We start from the raw sequence: 19,746 nt of genomic DNA, 5'->3' as shown, positions 1-19,746 counted from the left end.
CTGGCCCGCGTAGTGATCACTCAAGGCGTAGCCGAGCTTCCGGCGCCCTGGCACTATGTGTAGCCATGCTGAGCGAACGCCTGCTGGTGGCGATACAGCGCGCGCTGACGCTGCTGGTCGTCCTCCTGTTTGCGGTGGCGACCGTTCTTGGCCTGCTGGCTTTGGCCCGTGCGCGGCTTTCGTCTCCAGGGCCGTGGCTGGCCGTCGTTCTGGCATCTGCCGCCGCCGGGCTAGGCGTATTACGGCGAGTGCAGCCAGCTCAGGACTGGTACGAGTACGAGGCCAACCGCGCCCTACTGGAGTTTCGTCGGCGAGTGGAGAGCCGCCACTGGATTCGTGGGGGCGGCCTGTTCTGGGAATGGCTGTATGTCTTGTGCCTGTTCCTGCTCGCCGGGAGCGTCTATATCGTCTGTTACTACGCGAGCGCGAGTGTGGTCGCCGAGGTACAGCACAACAATTTCGACCCATCCGACACCGCCCAAGTAATCACAGCGGCCAGTGCACTGGTGACAGCAACCGGCATGAGCATCGCCGGGATCCTCAAGGCCCTCGCGCTCCTCCTCCAAGCCCGCGCCGAATACGAAAGGGCACGAGCGGGGCTTCCTTCACCGGAAGAAGACTGGAAGCAGCAGAGGCGGGCGGGCCGATAGCTAGCATCCGCCGCCCTGCTAGGGCCTCATAGCCAGCTACTTGTCACGTTGCGATGGTGCCGGCCAGTTCCGTGGACGGGTGGAGCAGCGGCTAGAAGACGGCTTCCAGCGGTAGGTCGCTGCCGCGCCAGGTGGCTGCCAACTCCTGCATCGGCAGGTTGAGCGCCTCGCCGAGGCAGACGATCGTGCCGAATCCGGGAGAGGGTAGTCGTCCGGTCTCGATCTTGCGAAGGGTTTCCGGCGAGATGCCGGCCGCGTGCGCGACTTCCGCTAGGTCGCGTCCCGCTCGCGCGTGGCGCAGCAGGGCGCCGAGACGCCTGCCGGCTTCGATCTGCTCAGGTGTGAGCGGGTGGCGGACCATGCCCCCAGAATAGGGCTGGTATTACTATACCGGCAAGCGTTAAGGTGCCGGTATAACTATACCGACCCCTGTGACGCGAGGTATTCGTGATTGAACTGAAGACGCCAGCGGAGATCCAACGCATGCACGTGGCCGGGCGTTTTGTCGCCGAGGTGCTCTCCGAGGTCGGCCGGCTCGCTGACGTGGGCGTCAACCTCTTGGACCTGGAACACCACGTGCGCGACATGATCAAACGGCGCGGGGCGGAGTCGTGCTACTGGGACTACGCTCCGCCCTTCGGCAAGGGCCCGTTCCGCAACGTCATCTGCCTCTCGGTCAACGACGCCGTCCTGCACGGCTTGCCCCACGACTACACACTGCGCGACGGGGACGTGCTCAGCGCGGATCTCGCAGTCAGCATCGATGGCTGGGTGGCCGACTCGGCGCGCACGGTCGTCGTTGGCACTGCTGCCGAGGAGGACCTGCGGATCATCCGTGCCACCGAGGAAGCGTTGGAGGCGGCGATCGAGGTGGCACGTCCGGGCAACCGCCTGGGTGACATCTCGGCGGCGATCTGGGCGGTGGCCTGCGACTACGGCTATCCGGTCAACACCGAGTTCGGCGGTCACGGCATTGGCCGCACCATGCACGAGGAGCTCCACGTTTCCAACAAGGGCCGGGCAGGGCGCGGCCTGAAGCTCCGGCCGGGGCTGACCCTCGCGCTCGAACCCTGGTTCGCCCGCACGACCGACCGGATCGTCTATGACGCCGACGGCTGGACCATCCGGTCGGCCGACGGCTCACGCACTGCCCACTCCGAGCACACAGTCGCCATCACTGAGGATGCCCCCTTGGTGCTCACCCGGCGTGAATCGGAGGACCCCGTAACGAGGGGCGATTCCGCCAATCGTCTATCCACAAAAGACGCCTAGCACGTCAACGACAGCTCCAAAACTTGTCGCCCTCGCCGCCCCTGCCGGCCCACAGGCCCAGCACGTCCTTGCAGCCGTCCACCGTGACACCGATCGCGGCGTAGAACGGCCGGTTGGCCACCTGCCCGTCTCGCACCTTGACCACCACCGCGTCGGTGAACACCGCCGCGTACACCAGCTCCAGCGGGCGGCTGGCCCTCCACACAATGTTCCGAAGCCACCGGCTCTACGAATCCCGGCTACTCCGCCGCGGCGGGACGGCGCCGCGCCGCAGCGGATGCGGGTGCGCCCTTGACGACACCCATCGGGCCGCTTGGGTTAGCGGATACGGGTGCTGGCGAGGTCGAGGTAGCAGTCGATCTCGGTTTGTGTGCCGTGGCGGATCGCCCAGTCGATGAGTGCCAGACTCCAGTGCGCCCAGTAGACGTCGTAGGTGGCGGGTTCCAGCAGTTGATCGAGGAGCTCGTCCAAGCGACCGATCGCCGTGGCGGTCACGGTTGGGTAGCCGGGCGATGGAGTGACGGCAGCGAGCCGTTGAAGGTAGAAGCGCGGTTTCAGCAGTCCAAAATGGCGGTCGCCGCGTGCGATGGTGAACCAGTCGACGACGCCTGTTACGGCTCCCGTCGGGTCGAACAAGACGTTGCCTGGTACGAAGTCCCAGTGCACAAGGTCATTACCTGTCAGCTGGTTCGGGCCTGTGGTTGCGACGTCCTGGATCCAGCCGAGCAGTCTTCTGCTGCGATCGTCGTAGCGCTGCAGTGTTTCGTGCAGGCACCAGCCCTCGCCGCTCTGGCGTAGGTGCAGCTGTGGAACTTCCACCTGTGGCCAGTCGGCGAGTAGTCCGGCGAAGGACTCGTTGACAGCGACCATCGCGTCGACGATCGATGGATCGATGTGCCGTGGTGGTGAACCAGGCAGGCGTTGCTGAACGATGGCTGCGCCTTGGGAAAGCGGAGTGATCAGCTCATACCGCGGTACCGGCACACCGTGGGCAGACGCCACGGCCAGGACCTCGGCGATGGAATGCAACGCGTCGGGACTGAGGATCGATCGGGTGAGTACGCCAGCGCGCCCGTCCGGCCAGCGTACGTAGGCGGCATCACTCACCATGCCCTGGTCCGGTAGCCCGATCAGCCGCAGGTCACCGCCGGTCTGCGCGTTGACCTCTCGAACAAACTCCTCCGCCGCAGAACGACGAGCCGAGAGAGGCGTTTGTTCGTCAGACATGACCGTCATCGTCCCATAGCGGCGCCGCTGCAACTCAGGCTCCCGCGGTGAGGTCCGAGAGTGCAACGCGATCGCTGCGATGCTCCGCCTCCAGATGATGACACTCATTGGAGACTGACCGATTCCCCCTGTGGGCAATGCGAGCCGGCGTACGCCGCCGGACCGACATGATCTACGGCAATCTGTCGGAAGTGCATGGTTCTGGTGTAAGTACGATGGGGCGTCAACAAGCCGCTTTAGGCGAGGAGTTGCCCCGAATGACCGACGTGGTGCGAATCGGTTCCCGAGCCAGCAAACTTGCTCGGACGCAGGTCACGGAGTGGCTCACGCCGATCGCCGAGCAATTCCCCGGGGTGACGTTCAAGCGGGAGATCATCCTCGAAGGCGGTGACCAGGACCGCGTGACCCCGACTCTCGCTGAGGTTGCCAAGACGGCCGGCGGGAGCGCCTTCTCCACGAACCAGGAGGCGGCGCTCGTCACTGGGCGAGTCGACGTGATCGTGCACTCGCTCAAGGACCTGCCTACCTCAGTCTGTGAAGGCACGACTCTGCTCACCACCCCTGGGCCTCGTGAGGACGTGCGAGACGTCCTGTGCGGATCGACGCTGGCGGGACTCCCGCAAGGTGCTCGTGTCGGAACGGGCGCCCCGCGCCGAGTGGCTCAGCTTCTTGCCCTGCGACCGGACCTGGACGTGGTCCCGATCCGCGGAAACGTTCCCGGGCGGCTTGCCCGGACCACCAAAGGCGCCCTCGACGCGGTGGTGCTTGCGGCAGCGGGCCTGAACCGGCTAGACCTGACCCCGGACGTGCACGAGGTGCTCGACCCGGCCGTCTTCCCTCCGTCCCCCGGGCAGGGCGCGCTTGGCATCCAGGTCCGCGTCGACTCCCTGGCCGCCAGGCTCCTGGCGCAGACCGGAGACCCGCAGGTCGACGCGTGCGTGCGTGCCGAGCGCGCCCTCTTGGCCGAGCTTCACGGAGGCTGTTCCGTCCCGGTCGGCGCCTGGGGCAGGATCGGTCCTGACGGGCTCCTGCACCTCTCCGCCGCCGTAACCTCCCTGGATGGTGGGGACCAGGTCACGGCGGCTGGAGAGGGGCCGGCCGACGACCCGGAGAAGCTCAGCGCCTCCGTGGCGGCCGATCTCCTCGCACAGGGTGCGGCCGGCATTCTGGCAGCGATCAGGAACCCTTGAACTCGCGGGCGATCTCCAGAGCGCCGTAGGTAATGACCCGGGCGGCAGCTGCGAGCATCTGCGCCGCGGACTCGCCGCCTCGGCCGGGTCGCGTTAAGCGCTTGCGCGACGGCTGACGCAAGGCGAGGCTTTGCCGCCATGCCGATGACTGATGACGAGCTACGCGAACGTTTGACGCTGGCCCGCTACCCACGCTCGTCGGCGTACCCGCACAGGTGGGTCTACGAGCACGCGATGGGGCCCAATCCCCTGTGGCTGGCCGAAGCGCTCGCCGAAGTCATGGCGCTCGAGCCCGGCATGCGGGTCCTCGACATGGGATGCGGCAAGGCGATCACATCGATCTTCCTGGCGAAGGAGTTCGGCGTGAAAGCGTGGGCGACTGACCTGTGGATCAAGCCCACTGACAACTGGCAACGCATCCGAGAGCAGGGCCTGCACGACCAGGTGTTTCCGATCTACGCCGAGGCGCATGACCTGCCGTTCGCCGAAGGCTTCTTCGACGCGCTGGTGAGCATCGACTCCTACCACTACTTCGGGACCGACGAGCTCTACCTTTCGTACTACGCGCGGTTCGTACGGCCGGGCGGTCAGATCGGCATCGTGGTGCCCGGCCACCGGGTGGAACCGGAGTCGGATCCAGCGGGGTTCCACGGTCCGGAGTGGTGGCGGCGGCACTGGGAGACCTCGGGAGCGGTGACCGTCGAGACCGCCGATCTGCTGCCGCACGGCTGGGACGACTGGCTGCTGTGGAACACCGTGGGCAACCAGGCGTACGACCAACCCGACGACAGCGGCGACATCCCCATGCTGAGGGCCGACGGAGGCCGGTCTCTCGGCTTTACGCGGCTGGTGGCCCGCTCGAGCGCTGAGTAGTCCAAGCTGTCGTTCCTGTGACCTGCGCGCCGGGTATGTCCTGAGTGAACACTCGGTCCTCGCCCGGGCAGGAGGCGCTCTGTGCAGGTCACCATCCTTGGAGCGGGCAACATGGCCCGCGGCATCGCCACCCGACTCCTCGCCGGCGGCAACGACGTCCAGATCCTCGACCGCGACGCGGGGCACGCCGCGACGCTCGTTGACGAACTCCGTGCCGCGAGCGACGGCCGCGTCTCTCCGGGCACGATCGGCGACGACATACGGGGCGAGGTCGTCGTCTTCGCCATACCGTACGTCGCGGTGGCCGGGTTGATCGACAGTTACGGCGAGCAGCTAGCCGACAAGACCATCGTCGACATCACCAACCCGATCAACGCGACGTACGACGGACTCAGTACGCCCGCCGACAGCTCCGCCGCGGAGGAGATCGCGCGGCGGGTGCCGGCGTCGGCGCGCGTCGTCAAGGCGTTCAACACGACGTTCGCCGGAACCCTCACGGTCGGTACGGTCGCGGGACAGCCGCTGGACGTGTTCCTCGCCGGTGACGACGCCGACGCCAAGGCGAGGGTCGCCGGCCTGGTCGAGGCGGGTGGTTTGCGTCCGCTGGACGCCGGACCGCTCGCCCGCTCCCGCTACCTGGAGGGCCTGGGCCTGCTCCACATCACCTTGCAGTTCACGCTGGGGACGGCGTTCGGCAGCGCGGTCAAGATCCTCCCCTGACCTGGACGCGTAGCCCCCGCCGTCCTCCTCGCGTCAGGACGTGGCCTCTTCGCGCTCGCCCTCGGCGGCGATCTGCGCGCGTACGTCGTCCATGTCGAGCCCGCGCACCGCGTCGATCACCTGGTCCAGCGCCGGCGCCGGCAGCGCACCCGGCTGGGCGAACACCAGGATGCCGTCACGGAACGCCATCAGCGTCGGGATGGACGTGATGTTGGCGGCCGTAGCAAGCTCCTGCTCCGCCTCGGTGTCCACCTTCGCGAACACGATGTCGGGGTTCTTCTCCGATGCCTGCTCGAAGATCGGCCCGAACATCCGGCATGGCCCGCACCATGATGCCCAGAAATCGACCAGAACGATGCCGTTGTCCTGAACGGTCTCGTTGAAGGTGGCCGCGGTGACGTTGGTGGTGGCCATGGATTGCCTCCTCGAAAGTTCGGATACCCCGGCGGGTATAACCGCCGACTCTGCCCCGGCCATTCCCCGGCGACGCCGCGGGTGTGGCCGCTCGCCCCGCTCGGCCGTAGGCTGCTCCGGTGGAACGCTGCGATGTGGTCGTGGTCGGCGGTGGACACAACGCCCTGGTCGGGGCGGCGTATCTCGCTCAGGCCGGCCTCTCCGTACTTGTACTCGAGCGGCTCGACGTGACGGGCGGCGCGGCCGTGAGCGAGCGGGTGTTTCCGGGCGTCGACGCCCGGCTCTCGCGCTACTCCTACCTCGTGAGCCTGCTCCCCGACCAGATCATCCGGGACCTCGGTCTGACCCTTGACCTGCGTTCCCGCGCGGTCGCGTCGTACACCCCCGTCGTCCGCGACGGCACCCACCGCGGCCTGCTCGTGGAACGCGACCCCGGCCCGGCGACGGCGGAGTCGTTCCGGGCACTCACCGGGTCGGATCGGGAGTACGCCGCCTGGCAGAGCTTCTACGCCGACCTCGCGGAACTCGCCCGGGTCGTCGCGCCCACCATGATGGAGCCGCTGCGGCCGGCAAGCCAGCTCCGGTCGCAGCTGGAGCGGACGGGGGTGCGCACCTGGGACGGGTTCGTGGACCGCCCACTCGGGGAGATCGTCGAGCGGACGTTCGCCGACGATATGGTCCGCGGCGTGGCGCTGACCGACGCTGTGATCGGCACCTTCAGCCACGCGCAGGACCCGTCGTTGCGGCAGAACCGCTGCTTCCTCTACCACCTCATCGGCAACGGCACCGGCGAGTGGCGGGTACCCGTGGGCGGCATGGGCGCCGTGACGGCCGAGTTCTCCCGGGCCGCGCGGGCGGCCGGCGCGCGCCTCCTCACCGGCGCGGAGGTGGTCAAGGTCGCCGCCGACGGTCGGGACGCCGAGGTGACGTACGTCGCGGACGGCGAGGAACGCACTGTGTCGGCGGCGTACGTCCTCTCCGGCGTCGCGCCGGTGACCCTGTCCCGGCTGCGGGGCGGGAGCCCTCATGGGGTCGAGGCGCCCGAGGGCGCGCAGGTCAAGGTCAACCTGCTGCTGACCCGGCTGCCACGGCTGCGGTCCGGCGCTGACCCGCGGCAGGCGTTCGCGGGGACGTTCCATGTCGACGAGGGGTACGCCGATCTCCAGAAGGCGTACGACGAGGCCGAGTCAGGCACCCTGCCCACCAGGCTGCCGGGCGAGCTCTACTGCCATACCCTGACCGACCCGACAATCCTCTCCCCCGACCTGGTCCGGGCCGGCTGGCACACCCTCACGTTGTTCGGTCTGCACACGCCGGCGCGGTTGTTCGAGCAGGACAACACGGCGGTACGCGACAAGGCGGCGCAGGGCTACCTTGCGGGCCTCAACGCCTACCTCGACGAACCGATCGAGGACTGCCTGGCCCTTGATCAGAACGGCCGCCTCTGCCTGGAGGTGAAGAGCCCGCTCGACGTCGAGGCGTCCGTCGGGATGCCGGGCGGGCACATCTTCCACGGCGACCTGGCCTGGCCCTGGGCCGAGTCCCCTGAGGACGTCGGCAGATGGGGCGTCGAGACCGACATACCCAACCTGTTCATCTGCGGCAGCGGCGCCCGCCGCGGCGGTGCGGTGAGCGGGATCGGCGGGCACAACGCGGCGCAGGCAGTCCTTGCCCGGTGGCGGTGACCCTGGATTTCACCGGCGGAGGCGGGCACTGCTAACATCTCCGAGTCCCAAGCGGGGCGCGCGCCGTTAGCTCAACTGGCAGAGCAGCTGACTCTTAATCAGCGGGTTCGGGGTTCGAGTCCCTGACGGCGCACAGAAGCCCAGGTCAGAGCGCCGACCTGGGCTTTCGTGTATCCGGTTCCCATGGGTTATCCCATGGTTTTGGTCTCCCGGTCCCTGTTCAGGGCGGCCTCCAGAGCCGCTGCTGAATCCGGGTTCTTGGCCCGCCGTCCCATGTACACGTCCTGAGTGAGCGAGGGTCGGGCATGCCCGAGCTGGTCGGCGATCTGCCGTGCGCTCTGCCCCGCGTCGTCCAGGATCGTCGCAGTCGTCTTGCGGAAAGCGTGCGACGTGATCCAGGCCAGTGCGTCGGACTGGCTGCCCTCGGCCGCCCGCCCAGCCAGGTCCAGCCGGTCCGCCCGAGCGGCTCCCGACACGTTGTACAGATCCAGGAGCAGTGCGGCGTCCGTCAGGTCAAGCCGCACTCGGGCTGTCTCGAGCAGGCTGACCCTCGACTGTGGCCAGCCAAGCCGCTTCGCAGTGTCGGCCTGAGTGAGTCGAGTCGACCGCCGCACCTTCGGGAGCCTGCGTCCAAGCTCTTGGCGCGACTCCGCTCCCACAGGTGAGCGCGCCTCTCGCAGGTCGCGACGGACGTGGTGAGCGTCCGTTGGGGTCGCACCGACGAACTTGGGCAGGGAAGATCGGGCGACCCTCAACGGCTAGCTCTCTGGACCCTCTGACAGAAATGACAGAAATTCGGGACGGGTGGTTGGGGTGGGGTATCCAGGCGGTGGTGGGCTGCCGGCGGGGCCTCTGGTGGCGGGTCCGGAGCCGGTTCTGGGTGGTCGGGCGCGTGACGGAAATCCTCGGCATGTTGATACCCGGCTGCTTGTTGCACGCGGGTTGCACGGCCCGCCAGTCCTCTCATGTGGACGCCGTGCCTCACTGCACCCAACGAGTAAGACTGACAACTTCGGATGCCACATCTTGGACAGAGCGGTTATCGCTGTGCACGCGCGTTACCCAAGTGGGCGTGAGTTGATCCTGATCTCGCTCGTTGACCGGAGTCTGCCTGAGGTTTTCCAGATGCCATTGGAGGTCGTAGCCGGTCTCGCGGCTCCCGAGTCGCTGTATTGCCGTCTCGTCCGAGCAAAGCAGCAGGACGCCGATGACGCGAGGCTGTCCGCCTATCAGCCCGACAATCCGTTTCATGTTCTTGATGCTGGCCCAGTTGGAGTAGATCAGGCGAGTGCAACCAAAAGCCTGGTAGTTCTGCCACAGCGATCGGAAGTTCCTGTCGAAAAGCTCACTCGGCGCCTGCGGGAAGGCGAGGTCGAGCCAGTCGCCGTCGATACGGGCGTGACCTACGTTTGAGCGCTTGAGCTGGGACGACACCTCGACGCTGACGGTAGTCTTGCCGACTCCCGAACGGCCGGCGATGAGCAAGAGATCAGTGTCGGAGCGGCTTGCATCTTGAACGGCCATGGGCAGACATCGTTTCGTGCTGGAGTCGGGTCCCGCACGTGAGTTTCTGTGCCGCCAAACATCCATCTGGCGCTTCTGCTGGCCGCCTCTCCCCGAGACCTCCAGGGACGAAGCATCAAGGGGAGCGGCGGAGGGATTGTGCACCCCAGCCCCTGCCTTGCAAAGGACCGTTGGGTCTCAGACTGCCGTGAGCGTAGATCGTCCCGCGTCCGAGCCCATTCGACCTGACCGCCATTGACCGCTGCGGACTCTGATCGGCCCTGGCTTGGGGCACGCGGGGGGCACGGCCGGCCTAGCCGCACGCCGCTGCGGCAACGCCACCGACCCGCCGAGTTAGGGCGTTCCGACCGCCGAAGTAGGACGCACACATCCGACGAAAGCCGGCTAGTCTGCCGGGATGCTCCGGGTACTCATCACCGGGATGTCGGGCACCGGTAAGTCGACGTTGCTCAACAGGTTGGCTTCGCACGGTTACAAGACCGTGGATAGCGACAGCCACCCGAGCCTGCAACGGTTCGTGCCCCGGTCCAGTGACGCCAGGCAAGCCAGCCAGAATGACTCGCCCGAGTCCGCCGACTCCCATACGACCAACGCAGCCGATGGGGCCGACACGGCTGGTCAGGACGGAGAGTGGATGTGGCACGAGGAGTTCCAGCAGCTCCTGTCGACCGAGGACGCCGAGGTGCTGTTCGTCAGTGGCACGGTGCGGAACCAGGGGAAGTTCTACCGCCAGTTCGACCACATCATCCTCCTCAGTGCTCCGGTACCGGTGATCGTCGAACGGTTGGCCACCCGAACCAACAATCCCTACGGCAAACACCCTGACGAGCTTGCCGACGTCCTGACCTATGTCGAGACTGTCGAGCCCTTGCTGCGTGACGGTTGCACGCTGGAGATCGACACGAGCGTGCCGATCGAGGCGGTCGTCCAGACGGTCCTCGACACCGTACGTCGCTGACCGGCTTACAGGTCGCTATTGACCAGGGGCGGCTGCCGTGCGAACGAACGACACACGGATTAGGCACCCATCCTCGCTCATCCGGGACCGTCCGCCGGTGGCCCGTTTACGCTGCCAGGACGGCTCGCCCGCCCGCTGAAGGCCCAAGATCTTCCAGCGCGGTCTCGCTGCTAGTGCTGTGGCAGGCAACGTTTGCACGGTTGGGAGAACGAGGCCGGGGCGATGCCGACCGCGATGGGTGACCTCGGCGGTCGGGCGGGTAACAGGAGTCATTTTGCACAACAGTTCTCGCACCAGGCCCAGGTGATCTCGTGTTCCCACAGTAGGGCGGCTCCCGCCGCCTCTAGCTCGCATTCATCCGCTTCGGACGGCTCGTAGCAGCGGATCTCGGCGCCCGGAAACGCCGCGGCCAGCAGGTCGATCGCCTCCTGCTTGCCGTCCTCGCTGACGAAGGGACAGCCACAGTTCTCCACGAGTAGATCGATATCCTGGAGCCCGGCCAACGGACGCTGCGCATCAGCTTCGATGAACCGCCGCCCGTCGGCTGTCCGTCCCCACACCGAGAGCGTGAGTCCCATCGTCTCGTCCGCCCCCCACTGTCCCTGGCAGAACTCGATCAGGACACCGTCAAATCTCGTCATGCCGCCATCATTCCAGCGCCGTGCCTGTCCGGCGCGGCCATGAAGGTGGGGCGAGCCCTGGCCCGCGTCCCTGGGCCGCGAGGGGGCAAACGTTGCCTGATACGGCACTAGTTGCACGTGGGTTGCACGTTGGCTGGTGCTTCACCGGAAGGCAATCGTGTAGCAGCGACAAGCTCCGATCTGTAGTGTCGGTGCTGCCTTCGGGCCGACACCCGAAGTCACACGCCAGATTCAGGTTCGCCGGATCTCGCGACGTGACTCGCTGTGTCCGGGGGTCACATCGCCGGTCCGGCCATAGCCAGGAGAAGTGAGCGATGTTGACCAACGAGCAGATTTCAGAGTTTGAGCTGCACGGCCTGCTCTCACTGCCCCAGACGGTGCCGGCGGCCAAGGCCTTGGCGATGCGCGACCGCCTGTGGGCCTTCCTGTCAATCATGCACGGCCGGAAGCAAGACGACCCCACGACCTGGAAGACCGTCGACGGACGCGTCCACTTCAAGATGCTGACGCGCACAGGCGCCTTCGACGAACTGAGAGAACACCTACCTGAGCCCATCACCGACTTGCTAGGACCGGCGAGGAACCCCCCTGAGCACTGGGGCGGCCCGCTCGTGACCTTCCCAAACCCAGAGCACGAGTGGGCGATACCGGCGACCCGATGGCACGTCGACTCCACCGCGTGGTCCACCGAAGAAGTCCTGCCCGGACTCGTCGCCTTCACCTTCCTCGACGACGTTCGACCGCGCGGCGGCGGAACACTGGTCATAGCCGGCTCACACCGCATCACCTGGCAACTCTGCCAACGAGCCGGCGGGCACATGAAGACCAGCAAGATGAAAGACAAGCTCGCCCGCGACTACCCATGGTTCGCCGACCTTTGGCGCGAACCCGTCACCAACAGCGGTCAGCTCCGCCGATACCTCGATGACGGAGCCACCATCGACGACACGCACGTTCGAGTGGTCGAACTCTGCGGCCAACCCGGCGACGTCATACTGATGAACCAACGCATCCTCCACGTCGCGGCACCGAACGCACTCGACTCACCCCGGATGATGCTCACCGACTTCATCTCCCGATGCCCGGACCAAGAGCCCTAGCAGCGGACTGCGCTGAAGAGGCGTAGCAGCAACCTCAGCTTCGAGGCTTCTCTGCCGTCGGTCGGACAGCTTGCCCCGCACCCGGGTTCTGTACAGGGCTGCAAGGCTCGACGTGTCGACCGTCAGGCTTGGCCTTGCAGCCCTGTACAGGTTCCGGGTACGCCGCCTGCGGAGCTCGGCCGGAACTGGTCGGGAGCGTCAGGCGGGTGTCCAGCCGGCGCTCGCCTCGCCGCGGGCGAGATGGCGCCATGATCGACCAGGCACCTTGAGAGTGAGGTGATATCGTGATATCACCTCGCCCTGGACAGGAGCTCAACGCCGCATCGGAGGTACCGGGATGACCGGTCCAGCAGCACCCGAAAGCTACGTCGCCGAGGCAGAGGCACTTGCGAACCAAGCCCGCGACCACCTCAGTCCATCGGCTCAGCGGTGCCTTTCGCAGGCCTTGCATGAGGCCCGCGTCATGGACGACAACCACGTCGGTACCGAGCACATCGTGCTCGGCTTGATGGCCGCCGAGCCCGCGATCGCCGACGTGCTCGCGACCCACGGGATCACACGCGACCTCTTTCTCGCCCAGCTCCAGGAGGAGCCCGGTCCAAGCCCAGATGGCCCGATCCCCTTCACTCCTCGCTCATGCATGATCGCCGGACTTGGCCTGCAAGCTGCGCAACGTGAACGAGGCGGTGACATAGCACCTCGCCATCTCCTTCTCGGCGTTATCGAGGAGTCACGCGACTGGGCACGCCGCGGCTATGTGGGGCCCCACCACCTAGCCTCAGCAGCGAACGCGGCCGGCACCGACATGGCACGACTCGAAGCCGCGCTCGCCTCTGACGCTCCCTGAGCTTGAATGCGGATCGGCTCGTGTCGGAACTACCCGCTGGGCGCGAACACAGCGAAGAGCGCCGCCAGAAGACTGACGACCATCACTGTTCCGCGGCACTGTCGTCCGCCACCGGTCTGTGGCTAGGGCGGGCCGGCGGCTTTACCCACCTCGCTTGGTCCGGGTCCCGAAGCCCGGGGGCCCGCGGCGGACGGTTGGCGGCAGGCTGCAAGCTGCCCGCCGAGCCGGGACAGGCTACGGGCCCCCACTCTCCCGGACCAAGCCAGGCCACCTGCCAAACCCGCGAACCCTCCGAGCCTTCGGTGCCGCTTCCCGACTGCCCGACCAGGTGTCATCATCAGCGCGTGAACCCCACTCGACAGGTACCGCCATGGGCCATAGCTGGTGTCGCCGCCGTCGTAATCGCCGCCGGTAGCGTCATCTCGAACATCGGTCGGCCAGGCCCGCCCGACATGAGCGATCGCGAAGTTGTCCGGGAAGAACTGAACCGGGTCAGTGGGATGAGACCAGTTCTTCCGGTAAGCCTTCCGGCCGGGTACGACTTCGCCCGCGAGTACGACTACGGCACCTTTGACGACGACCCCGACCCGATGTCGCTCGACGACGAGACCACCACCAAGCGGGCCTCGTCCTGGAGCGTGCACTTCCTCCCCAAGGAAGGCGCATACGAGGACGGTCTCCCTGTCATCGTGCTCTGCGTGCAGGACCCCACCAGCAGGGGCGAGCTGTGCTCTACGAGGAGCGACGCGACCCACCTGCAACGGCAGTTTGGGCAGACCCAAGTCGTCATCTATCGAGCAAGTGATGGCAGCCCCGACATGACGGCATGGAGCACCCTCGAACTCACCACCGACCTCGACAAGGTGACCTGGCTACACTAAGCCGCCGGACCAAGCCAAGCCACCGGCCAGACCCGCGAACCCTCCGAGCTGCCGATTCGGCCTCCACGTCGGCCGGCGACCTGGCATGATCGCGCAATGAACGCAGGCAACAACTTGGTATCTCCTCCAGGCCGATCCCTCCAGGTCACTCTCGCGGCACCGGCAATGTCGTACGACTCGTCGACGGGCGACGCATAGTCATCTACCAGTCCGACTACAGCGCCGACACACGAACCGCATGGCAGACCGCCGAGTTCACCACCAACCTCGACGACGCTGCCTGGCTGGACTGACATCCTGACCCGGCTGGCAGCGGGGACACCCACACCTAACCCCCACTTTTGGACGCGAGTCGACCCAGACAGATGGCGAACGACGAGCAGCACCAGGCCGACGATCAGCCAACCACCGCGACCCGATGCAGGACACCGAGCAAACCCTGCCGCTCCTTCAACCAAGGCCTCCTGCAGCCGACGGCGGCGGCGATGCTGGCCTTGCACTGCCTGCGCTCGCTCTGCCGTTGTTGATTGGGTGAAACGGGCCAACGACCAAGGACGCCGCGCACTGCCAGCAACGTCGCCGCGATGCCGGCAGGCCGCAGGCCGGCCCTCTGCACGGACCCCTACTCTCATCCACTATTGGTGCGGCAGGAGGGCGTGCAGAGTGACTGACATCTTCGACTTCTCAACGTTTCCGAGGCTGACGAGCGAGCGGGTAGTGCTACGGGAGCTGGAGCCCGACGACGCTGCCGATCTGTTCGTCTGGCGCAGCGATCCGGAGGTCCAGAAGTACAACTCCGAGCCGATGCAGGATGTAACGGAAGCCGCCGCCCTGATCGACAGATTGCGTCGCGAGTACTCGACACAGACCGCGATCCACTGGGCAGTCACGTTCTCGGGCAGTACCCAGGCCATCGGACTCTTTGGGTTCAACTCCTGGGAGAGATTCCACCATCGAGCAGAAATCGGTTACGACCTCCGTCGCGACTACTGGGGCCGCGGGATCGCAACAGAGGCGCTCGACGCGATGCTCCGGTTCGGGTTCACAAGGATGCGGCTCAATCGCGTCGAGGCGCAGACGATCGCCGACAACCACGGGTCGGTACGGCTCCTACAAGGACTCGGATTCCAGCGAGAAGGCCTACGTCGGGCGCACTCCCTGGAGGACGACGGCACCTACCACGACGGCGCCATCTACGGCCTACTCCAGCGTGACTACAGATCGTCCAGGTATCCGTAGCCAGTTCTGCGCCTCAGTCGAGGTGGCCGCCGAACCCGGTCCATGTGGGTCAAGGTCCAGTAGCAGTGCCGCGTCTGTCAGGTCAGGCCGCACTCGGGCTGTCTCGAGCAGGCTGACCCGCGATTGTGGCCAGCCCAGCCGATTCGCGGTGTCGGCCTGAGTGAGTCGGGTCGACCGCCGCACCTTCGGGAGCCTGCGTCCAAGCTCCTGGCGCGTCTCCCCTCCTACAGGTGAGCGCGCCTCTCGTAGGTCGCGGCAGACGTTGGCCGGGTCGCGATATCCCCCGCGCGAGTCAGCAAAGATCGGTTCGTCCAACTGAGCGCCATTCATAAGGCTTGCGCGCAGCATCGCGATGCACCAGTTCGGTACCTTCAGGATGCGCCTGCGCCGATAAGCAGTTGCTACCTAGCGAGGCTCCTCGGCACGATCGTTCCCGTGACCACAGATGACTTGCCAGGATGCGTGATCGTGTCCGGGATGCCAGCGGCGGGGAAGTCGACGGTGACTGGGCTGGCCGCCCGGCTGCTGCCTCGAGCGGCTCGGATCAAAGCCGACGATGTGAACGAGATGATCCTCAGCGGTCGCGTCTGGCGACTGGGCGAGCCCGTGAACGAGGCGAGGCGGCAGGCGGAGCTCTGTGACCGGAATCTGTGCGGCTTGGCCAACAACTTCATCGATTCCGGCTTCACAGTGCTGATCGACCAGCTCGTGACAGACCTTGCGGAGCTGGAATTCCTGGTCGGCCTGCTGGCTCCGCGACCAGTCCGGTTGGTCACCCTTGCACCGACGGTGGAGGTCTGTCAGCAGCGCAACGCGACGCGTGAAGTCAGCGAGCGTTGGGAGTTCGACGGCTACCACAAGCTCGAGGCCGACTTGCGACGGGACTTCAGCGATGTCGGCTGGTGGTTCGACACATCCGCGCTCACACCCGAAGCGACCGCACAACAGCTTGTCACGGAAGCAGCACATCGCGCTCTGCTGAAGTGACGCGCTGAAACGGGCACCCGCGAAGGCGACCGGTGAGCCATTGAGAGACCCCGGGCATCCCGTCGAGTCGCCGAGTCAACGCCCGCCCATGGCGCGATCCACGCTTTCCACTGTCGCAGATCCGTTGGCGGACGAGTGTCGCGCATCACCCGACGGAGGACATCGCCCACAGCCCTGCGTTGCTGAACGGTCCCATGCCCCGGTCGTCGACCGGGCCGGGGCATGGGCGGCTTTGTCGAACTCGTCCTCGGCTCCACATCCCAGGTGGGTACAGCACTCGCCACGAACGTCCCACTGTCTCCTAGTGGCGTAGCCCGTAAGGAGACACAGTGCCTTAGGCGGTCAGCCCTTCAGGCCGCTGTTGGCGACGCCCTCGATCACGTAGCGCTGCACCACGACGTACAAGATCAACACTGGGACGGCGGCCACGGTCGCCCCGGCCATCACCACGGGATAGTCGGTGGTGTATGCGCCCTGCAGCGTCGCCAGGCCGGGTGCCAGCGTCATCTTGTCCGGGCTGAACAGCACGAACACCGGCCAGACGAAGTCGTTCCACGAGCCGAGAAAGCTCAGCACCGCGAGCGTCACCAACGCGGGCTTCGAGAGCGGCAGCACGATCCGGGTGAAGATCGTCCACGAGTTCGCGCCGTCGATCAGGGCGCTCTCCTCCAGCTCGCGCGGGATCGACAGGAAGAACTGGCGGAGGAAGAAGACGCCGAACGCGCCCGCCGCACCCGGCACCACCAGTGCCCAATAGCTGTCCAGCCAGCCGAGCGTGCTCATCGTGAGGTAGTTCGGCATGAAGAAGATGAAGCCGGGGACGAAGAGCGTGGCGATCAGTACGCCGAAGAGCAGATTCCGGCCGGCGAAGCGCATCCGGGACAACGCGTAGGCCGCCATCGCCGCTACCACCAGGTTGAGCAGCATGTGCAGCACTGCGACTACCAGCGAGTTGAACAACCAGGTGTAGACCGGGTTCGCGGGGTCGTCGAAGATCACCGTGTACGCCCGTAGCGTCCATTCGCTGGGCATGACCCGGATCGGGATCGAGCGGGCGTCGGACTCGGTCTTGAACGTGGTGAGCAGCATCCACAGCAGCGGCAGCACAAAGATCAACGAGATCGCTGTCATTGCGACGTAGGTCAGCGGCCCCACACTGGTCCGGGAGTGGGCCCGCCGGCGGCGAGCTCGCCCGCCGGGCTCGGCGGACGAGTCGGCGCCGGATCGACTGCTGGTGATCGACTTGGTCGTCGTCATGACGGTTTGCGCTCCCGCATGATCAGGAAGTTGGCGATGGAGATGATCGCCAGGGCCAGCGCCAGCATGTAGCTCATCGCCGCGGCGGTGCCCATCCGGAAGCCGCGCAGGCCCTCGTTGGTCATCGCCATGATCGCCGTCGTGGTGCTGTCGCCCGGGCCCCCCTTGGTCAAGATGTACGGCTGTCCGAACAGGTTCGCGCTGGCAAGAATGGTTGTCGTCACCACGAACAGGAAGACATTGCGGAGGCCCGGCACGGTGACGAAGCGGAACCTCGCCCACCGGCCGGCACCATCCAGCTCCGCCGCCTCGTACAGCTCTCCGGGCAGGCCCTGCAACCCGGCCAGGAAAATCACCGCATTGAAGCCGATCGTCCACCAGATTGTCATGATCACGATCGTGATCCAGGCCTGCGGCTGGGTGGTCAGCCAGTCGACCTTCGGCAGCCCGACCCCGTTCAGGATGCCGTTGATCAGCCCGACCGCGGGGTCGAAGAGGTAGCCGAAGAGCAGGCCGACCACCGCGACCCCGAGCACGAACGGAGTGAACACGACCGCACGGAAGAAGGTGCGCCCGGCGAACTTCTGGTTGAGCAGCAGCGACAACAGCAGCGGGATCACGACCAGGAACGGCACGCTGATCAGCACAAACACGAAGGTGTTCTTCATGCCGTTCCAGAACGGATGGAAGATCACCGAGCCGGAGTCGAGCAGATCGCGATAGTTCTGCAACCCCACCCATGGCTTACCCGGCAGCATGAAGTCCCAGTTGTGCAGGCTCATCCAGATACCGAAGACCGCGGGCCCCACCAGGAAGGTCACCAGCAGCACCACGTAGGGCGCAACGAACAGGTACGGCGTCACGGGATGGTGGTGTCGCAACGCAGTCCGGCTCACGACTGGCGCTCCCGGTCGCTTCCGCCGCTCATCCGCCGTACTTCTTCTTGTTCGCCGTGAGGATCTGATCACCCTTCTGCGCCGCACCCTGCAGCGCCTGCGCGATCGGCTTCTTTCCGGTCACCGCGAGGCTGACGGCCTTGGACCACTCGGGGTCGGTGTCACCGGAGCCCGGCACGTTGGGCGGGAAGTGCGCCCACTCGATCATCTTCTCGAACTGCTTCACCTCGGCGTACTGGGCGAACTCGGGCGACTCGCGGACCGATCGGCGCGCCGGCACCATCCCAGCCTCGGCCCAGCCGACGGAGTTCTGGCTCATCCAGTTGACGAAGACGCGGGCCGCCGTCGCCTTGTTCTTGTCCTGGTTGGTCTGCCGCGGCAGCGTGAAGCAGTGCGAACCCGCCCACGTCTGCTGCTGCGATCCGAGCACCGGGATCGGTGCACAGCCCCAGTCCAGACCCTTGGCCTCCTTGCACGGGGTGACCATCCACGGGCCGCTGATCATGAAGGCCGCCTTGCTGTTGCTGAAGGAGACCCAGTCGCCGTCGCCGGCAGCGTTCTTCGGCGAGTAGCCGTCGTCGATCAGGCTCTTGAAGTACGTGATCGCGTCGATCGCCGGCTGGTCGGCGAAGCCGGTCTTGGTGCCGTCCTCGCTGATCATGTAGCCGCCGTTCTGGAAGATCATCGACTGCGCGACCAGGCCGCCGATGCTCAGCGCGCTCACCCAGTAGCCCTTGACGCCCTTGGACTTGCACTTGTCAAGGACAGCCATGAACTCGTCCTTGGTGGTTGGCGGCTTGGTCGGATCGGCGCCGACCTGGGTCAGCACCTTCTTGTTGTAGTAGAGGCCCGCAGGGTGGATGTCCAGCGGGATGGCGTACTGCTTGTCCTTGTAGAAGGTCGCCTTCCAGACGAGGTCTGCGTAGTCGGCGGCAGCGAGCCCGAGACCCTTGACCACGTCGTCGATCGGCTGAACCACCTGGCGGGCCGCGTTGGTGGCGATGTCGGCGGTGTGCATCAGGCAGATGTCAGGCGCGCGGCCGCTCTGCACCGCGGCCGGCAGCTTCTGGAACAGGTCGGCCCACGCGATCGACGTGGTGGTGACCTTGATCTTCGGATGGGCGTCCATGAACTTGGCGGCCAACTTCTTCATCACCGGGCCATCGCCGCCGGTGAGGCCGTTCCAGTACTTCAGCTCGACGGGAGGGCCGTCGTAGCCCTCGGCGCCGCCCTTGCCGGTCGCCGTCGCCTGGCCCGGGCCCGGACCCGGGCCGTGGCTGCCGCCACAGGCGGACAAGGCGAGCCCACCGCCGACAGCCGCAGCGGCGCCGAGCAGGGCGCGGCGGCCGAAACGCACGGGATCAGAAGTGGTCATCGTTGGTCCT

At 66.3% G+C, this 19,746-nt stretch carries 22 protein-coding genes, 1 tRNA gene and 1 pseudogene; 13 read left to right on the top strand and 11 right to left on the bottom strand.

Features of this window, described 5'->3' with window-relative positions:
* Positions 1–65: 65 nt before the first annotated feature.
* Positions 66–650: a hypothetical protein gene (locus B141_RS0104965; RefSeq protein WP_020574069.1), complete on the top strand. Its 585-nt coding sequence runs from the start codon at positions 66–68 to the stop codon at positions 648–650.
* Positions 651–741: 91 nt separating this feature from the next.
* On the opposite strand, the gene B141_RS0104960 is transcribed toward B141_RS0104965, so the two are convergent.
* Complete coding sequence (locus tag B141_RS0104960; protein ID WP_020574068.1) at positions 742–1,011, bottom strand: helix-turn-helix domain-containing protein; 270 nt, start codon at positions 1,009–1,011, stop codon at positions 742–744.
* 86 nt (positions 1,012–1,097) lie between these two features.
* On the opposite strand from B141_RS0104960, the gene map reads away from it, so the two are divergent.
* A complete protein-coding gene (gene map, locus B141_RS0104955) occupies positions 1,098–1,922 on the top strand; it encodes a type I methionyl aminopeptidase (protein ID WP_020574067.1) in 825 nt (274 codons plus the stop codon).
* 16 nt (positions 1,923–1,938) lie between these two features.
* Here the strand turns inward: map and B141_RS0104950 are convergent.
* Positions 1,939–2,115: pseudogene (locus tag B141_RS0104950) on the bottom strand (transposase); the annotation flags it as partial.
* Positions 2,116–2,240: 125 nt separating this feature from the next.
* A complete protein-coding gene (locus B141_RS0104945) occupies positions 2,241–3,149 on the bottom strand; it encodes an aminoglycoside phosphotransferase family protein (protein ID WP_084678104.1) in 909 nt (302 codons plus the stop codon).
* Between the two features lie 257 nt (positions 3,150–3,406).
* Between B141_RS0104945 and hemC the strand changes: the two genes are divergently transcribed.
* From hemC to B141_RS0104930, 3 genes are all read left to right on the top strand, one after another.
* The gene (gene hemC, locus B141_RS0104940; RefSeq protein ID WP_020574064.1) at positions 3,407–4,339 is read left to right on the top strand and encodes a hydroxymethylbilane synthase; all 933 of its coding nucleotides are present in this window, start codon (positions 3,407–3,409) and stop codon (positions 4,337–4,339) included.
* Between the two features lie 138 nt (positions 4,340–4,477).
* Complete coding sequence (locus B141_RS0104935; RefSeq protein WP_020574063.1) at positions 4,478–5,212, top strand: SAM-dependent methyltransferase; 735 nt, start codon at positions 4,478–4,480, stop codon at positions 5,210–5,212.
* A gap of 81 nt (positions 5,213–5,293) precedes the next feature.
* Positions 5,294–5,932 carry an NADPH-dependent F420 reductase gene (locus tag B141_RS0104930; protein WP_020574062.1) on the top strand — a complete coding sequence of 213 codons (639 nt, stop codon included), beginning with the start codon at positions 5,294–5,296 and terminating at the stop codon, positions 5,930–5,932.
* Between the two features lie 33 nt (positions 5,933–5,965).
* Here the strand turns inward: B141_RS0104930 and trxA are convergent, their stop codons facing one another.
* Positions 5,966–6,346: a thioredoxin gene (gene trxA / locus B141_RS0104925; protein ID WP_020574061.1), complete on the bottom strand. Its 381-nt coding sequence runs from the start codon at positions 6,344–6,346 to the stop codon at positions 5,966–5,968.
* A 119-nt stretch (positions 6,347–6,465) separates the two neighbouring features.
* Between trxA and B141_RS0104920 the strand changes: the two genes are divergently transcribed.
* Together B141_RS0104920 and B141_RS0104915 are read left to right on the top strand one after the other, a co-directional pair.
* Positions 6,466–8,031 carry a phytoene desaturase family protein gene (locus B141_RS0104920; protein ID WP_026256920.1) on the top strand — a complete coding sequence of 522 codons (1,566 nt, stop codon included), beginning with the start codon at positions 6,466–6,468 and terminating at the stop codon, positions 8,029–8,031.
* A 60-nt stretch (positions 8,032–8,091) separates the two neighbouring features.
* Positions 8,092–8,164: transfer RNA gene (locus B141_RS0104915), tRNA-Lys, on the top strand.
* Between the two features lie 55 nt (positions 8,165–8,219).
* On the opposite strand, the gene B141_RS47045 is transcribed toward B141_RS0104915, so the two are convergent.
* Positions 8,220–8,690 (bottom strand): helix-turn-helix domain-containing protein, encoded by a 471-nt coding sequence (locus B141_RS47045; protein ID WP_272944061.1) that lies wholly within the window; start codon positions 8,688–8,690, stop codon positions 8,220–8,222.
* A 322-nt stretch (positions 8,691–9,012) separates the two neighbouring features.
* Positions 9,013–9,555, bottom strand: coding sequence for a DEAD/DEAH box helicase family protein (locus tag B141_RS38925; RefSeq protein ID WP_020574058.1), 543 nt, complete (start codon positions 9,553–9,555; stop codon positions 9,013–9,015).
* Positions 9,556–9,952: 397 nt separating this feature from the next.
* Between B141_RS38925 and B141_RS45275 the strand changes: the two genes are divergently transcribed.
* Positions 9,953–10,513 carry an AAA family ATPase gene (locus B141_RS45275; protein ID WP_020574057.1) on the top strand — a complete coding sequence of 187 codons (561 nt, stop codon included), beginning with the start codon at positions 9,953–9,955 and terminating at the stop codon, positions 10,511–10,513.
* Positions 10,514–10,782: 269 nt separating this feature from the next.
* Here the strand turns inward: B141_RS45275 and B141_RS0104895 are convergent, their stop codons facing one another.
* Positions 10,783–11,154 carry a hypothetical protein gene (locus tag B141_RS0104895; protein ID WP_020574056.1) on the bottom strand — a complete coding sequence of 124 codons (372 nt, stop codon included), beginning with the start codon at positions 11,152–11,154 and terminating at the stop codon, positions 10,783–10,785.
* Positions 11,155–11,468: 314 nt separating this feature from the next.
* On the opposite strand from B141_RS0104895, the gene B141_RS0104890 reads away from it, so the two are divergent.
* The 4 genes from B141_RS0104890 (at position 11,469) to B141_RS0104870 (ending at position 15,221) form a co-directional block, all read left to right on the top strand.
* On the top strand, positions 11,469–12,254 hold the full coding sequence (locus B141_RS0104890; protein WP_020574055.1) for a phytanoyl-CoA dioxygenase family protein: 786 nt from the start codon (positions 11,469–11,471) through the stop codon (positions 12,252–12,254).
* Positions 12,255–12,591: 337 nt separating this feature from the next.
* The gene (locus B141_RS0104885) at positions 12,592–13,101 is read left to right on the top strand and encodes a Clp protease N-terminal domain-containing protein (RefSeq protein WP_020574054.1); all 510 of its coding nucleotides are present in this window, start codon (positions 12,592–12,594) and stop codon (positions 13,099–13,101) included.
* Positions 13,102–13,601: 500 nt separating this feature from the next.
* Positions 13,602–13,982 carry a hypothetical protein gene (locus tag B141_RS0104880; RefSeq protein ID WP_157180801.1) on the top strand — a complete coding sequence of 127 codons (381 nt, stop codon included), beginning with the start codon at positions 13,602–13,604 and terminating at the stop codon, positions 13,980–13,982.
* Positions 13,983–14,645: 663 nt separating this feature from the next.
* The gene (locus B141_RS0104870; RefSeq protein ID WP_020574051.1) at positions 14,646–15,221 is read left to right on the top strand and encodes a GNAT family N-acetyltransferase; all 576 of its coding nucleotides are present in this window, start codon (positions 14,646–14,648) and stop codon (positions 15,219–15,221) included.
* Here B141_RS0104870 and B141_RS52685 read toward each other — a convergent pair.
* Entirely contained in the window at positions 15,183–15,551 is a 369-nt protein-coding gene (locus B141_RS52685) for a helix-turn-helix domain-containing protein (protein ID WP_420313573.1), read from the bottom strand. The two genes, B141_RS0104870 and B141_RS52685, sit on opposite strands and share 39 nt — an antisense overlap.
* Before the next feature lie 105 nt (positions 15,552–15,656).
* On the opposite strand from B141_RS52685, the gene B141_RS0104865 reads away from it, so the two are divergent.
* Complete coding sequence (locus tag B141_RS0104865; protein ID WP_040420473.1) at positions 15,657–16,208, top strand: AAA family ATPase; 552 nt, start codon at positions 15,657–15,659, stop codon at positions 16,206–16,208.
* Between the two features lie 342 nt (positions 16,209–16,550).
* Here the strand turns inward: B141_RS0104865 and B141_RS0104860 are convergent, their stop codons facing one another.
* From B141_RS0104860 to B141_RS0104850, 3 genes are read right to left on the bottom strand one after another with little or no spacing between them, the layout of a single operon-like run.
* A complete protein-coding gene (locus B141_RS0104860) occupies positions 16,551–17,465 on the bottom strand; it encodes a carbohydrate ABC transporter permease (protein ID WP_020574049.1) in 915 nt (304 codons plus the stop codon).
* Positions 17,462–18,361: a carbohydrate ABC transporter permease gene (locus tag B141_RS0104855; RefSeq protein ID WP_237742616.1), complete on the bottom strand. Its 900-nt coding sequence runs from the start codon at positions 18,359–18,361 to the stop codon at positions 17,462–17,464. Before B141_RS0104855 ends, B141_RS0104860 begins: the two co-directional genes overlap by 4 nt.
* A gap of 28 nt (positions 18,362–18,389) precedes the next feature.
* Positions 18,390–19,736, bottom strand: coding sequence for an ABC transporter substrate-binding protein (locus tag B141_RS0104850; RefSeq protein WP_020574047.1), 1,347 nt, complete (start codon positions 19,734–19,736; stop codon positions 18,390–18,392).
* Between the last annotated feature and the right edge of the window lie 10 nt (positions 19,737–19,746).

The organism is Actinopolymorpha alba DSM 45243 (genome assembly GCF_000373925.1).
Lineage (GTDB): Bacteria > Actinomycetota > Actinomycetes > Propionibacteriales > Actinopolymorphaceae > Actinopolymorpha > Actinopolymorpha alba.
Note: the sequence above shows the minus strand (reverse complement) of the source record. Positions and strands in the feature narration are given on the sequence as shown.

What these genes read in the sequence shown, in the direction of transcription:
- trxA (WP_020574061.1), bottom strand. Translation starts at nt 6,346, where the DNA reads ATGGCCACCACCAACGTCACCGCGGCCACCTTCAACGAGACCGTTCAG.
- B141_RS0104885 (WP_020574054.1), top strand. Translation starts at nt 12,592, where the DNA reads ATGACCGGTCCAGCAGCACCCGAAAGCTACGTCGCCGAGGCAGAGGCA.
- B141_RS0104965 (WP_020574069.1), top strand. Translation starts at nt 66, where the DNA reads ATGCTGAGCGAACGCCTGCTGGTGGCGATACAGCGCGCGCTGACGCTG.
- B141_RS0104895 (WP_020574056.1), bottom strand. Translation starts at nt 11,154, where the DNA reads ATGACGAGATTTGACGGTGTCCTGATCGAGTTCTGCCAGGGACAGTGG.
- B141_RS38925 (WP_020574058.1), bottom strand. Translation starts at nt 9,555, where the DNA reads ATGGCCGTTCAAGATGCAAGCCGCTCCGACACTGATCTCTTGCTCATC.
- B141_RS0104935 (WP_020574063.1), top strand. Translation starts at nt 4,478, where the DNA reads ATGCCGATGACTGATGACGAGCTACGCGAACGTTTGACGCTGGCCCGC.
- B141_RS0104890 (WP_020574055.1), top strand. Translation starts at nt 11,469, where the DNA reads ATGTTGACCAACGAGCAGATTTCAGAGTTTGAGCTGCACGGCCTGCTC.
- hemC (WP_020574064.1), top strand. Translation starts at nt 3,407, where the DNA reads ATGACCGACGTGGTGCGAATCGGTTCCCGAGCCAGCAAACTTGCTCGG.
- B141_RS52685 (WP_420313573.1), bottom strand. Translation starts at nt 15,551, where the DNA reads ATGAATGGCGCTCAGTTGGACGAACCGATCTTTGCTGACTCGCGCGGG.
- B141_RS0104960 (WP_020574068.1), bottom strand. Translation starts at nt 1,011, where the DNA reads ATGGTCCGCCACCCGCTCACACCTGAGCAGATCGAAGCCGGCAGGCGT.
- B141_RS0104880 (WP_157180801.1), top strand. Translation starts at nt 13,602, where the DNA reads ATGAGACCAGTTCTTCCGGTAAGCCTTCCGGCCGGGTACGACTTCGCC.
- B141_RS0104945 (WP_084678104.1), bottom strand. Translation starts at nt 3,149, where the DNA reads ATGTCTGACGAACAAACGCCTCTCTCGGCTCGTCGTTCTGCGGCGGAG.
- B141_RS0104850 (WP_020574047.1), bottom strand. Translation starts at nt 19,736, where the DNA reads ATGACCACTTCTGATCCCGTGCGTTTCGGCCGCCGCGCCCTGCTCGGC.
- B141_RS0104860 (WP_020574049.1), bottom strand. Translation starts at nt 17,465, where the DNA reads ATGACGACGACCAAGTCGATCACCAGCAGTCGATCCGGCGCCGACTCG.
- B141_RS45275 (WP_020574057.1), top strand. Translation starts at nt 9,953, where the DNA reads ATGCTCCGGGTACTCATCACCGGGATGTCGGGCACCGGTAAGTCGACG.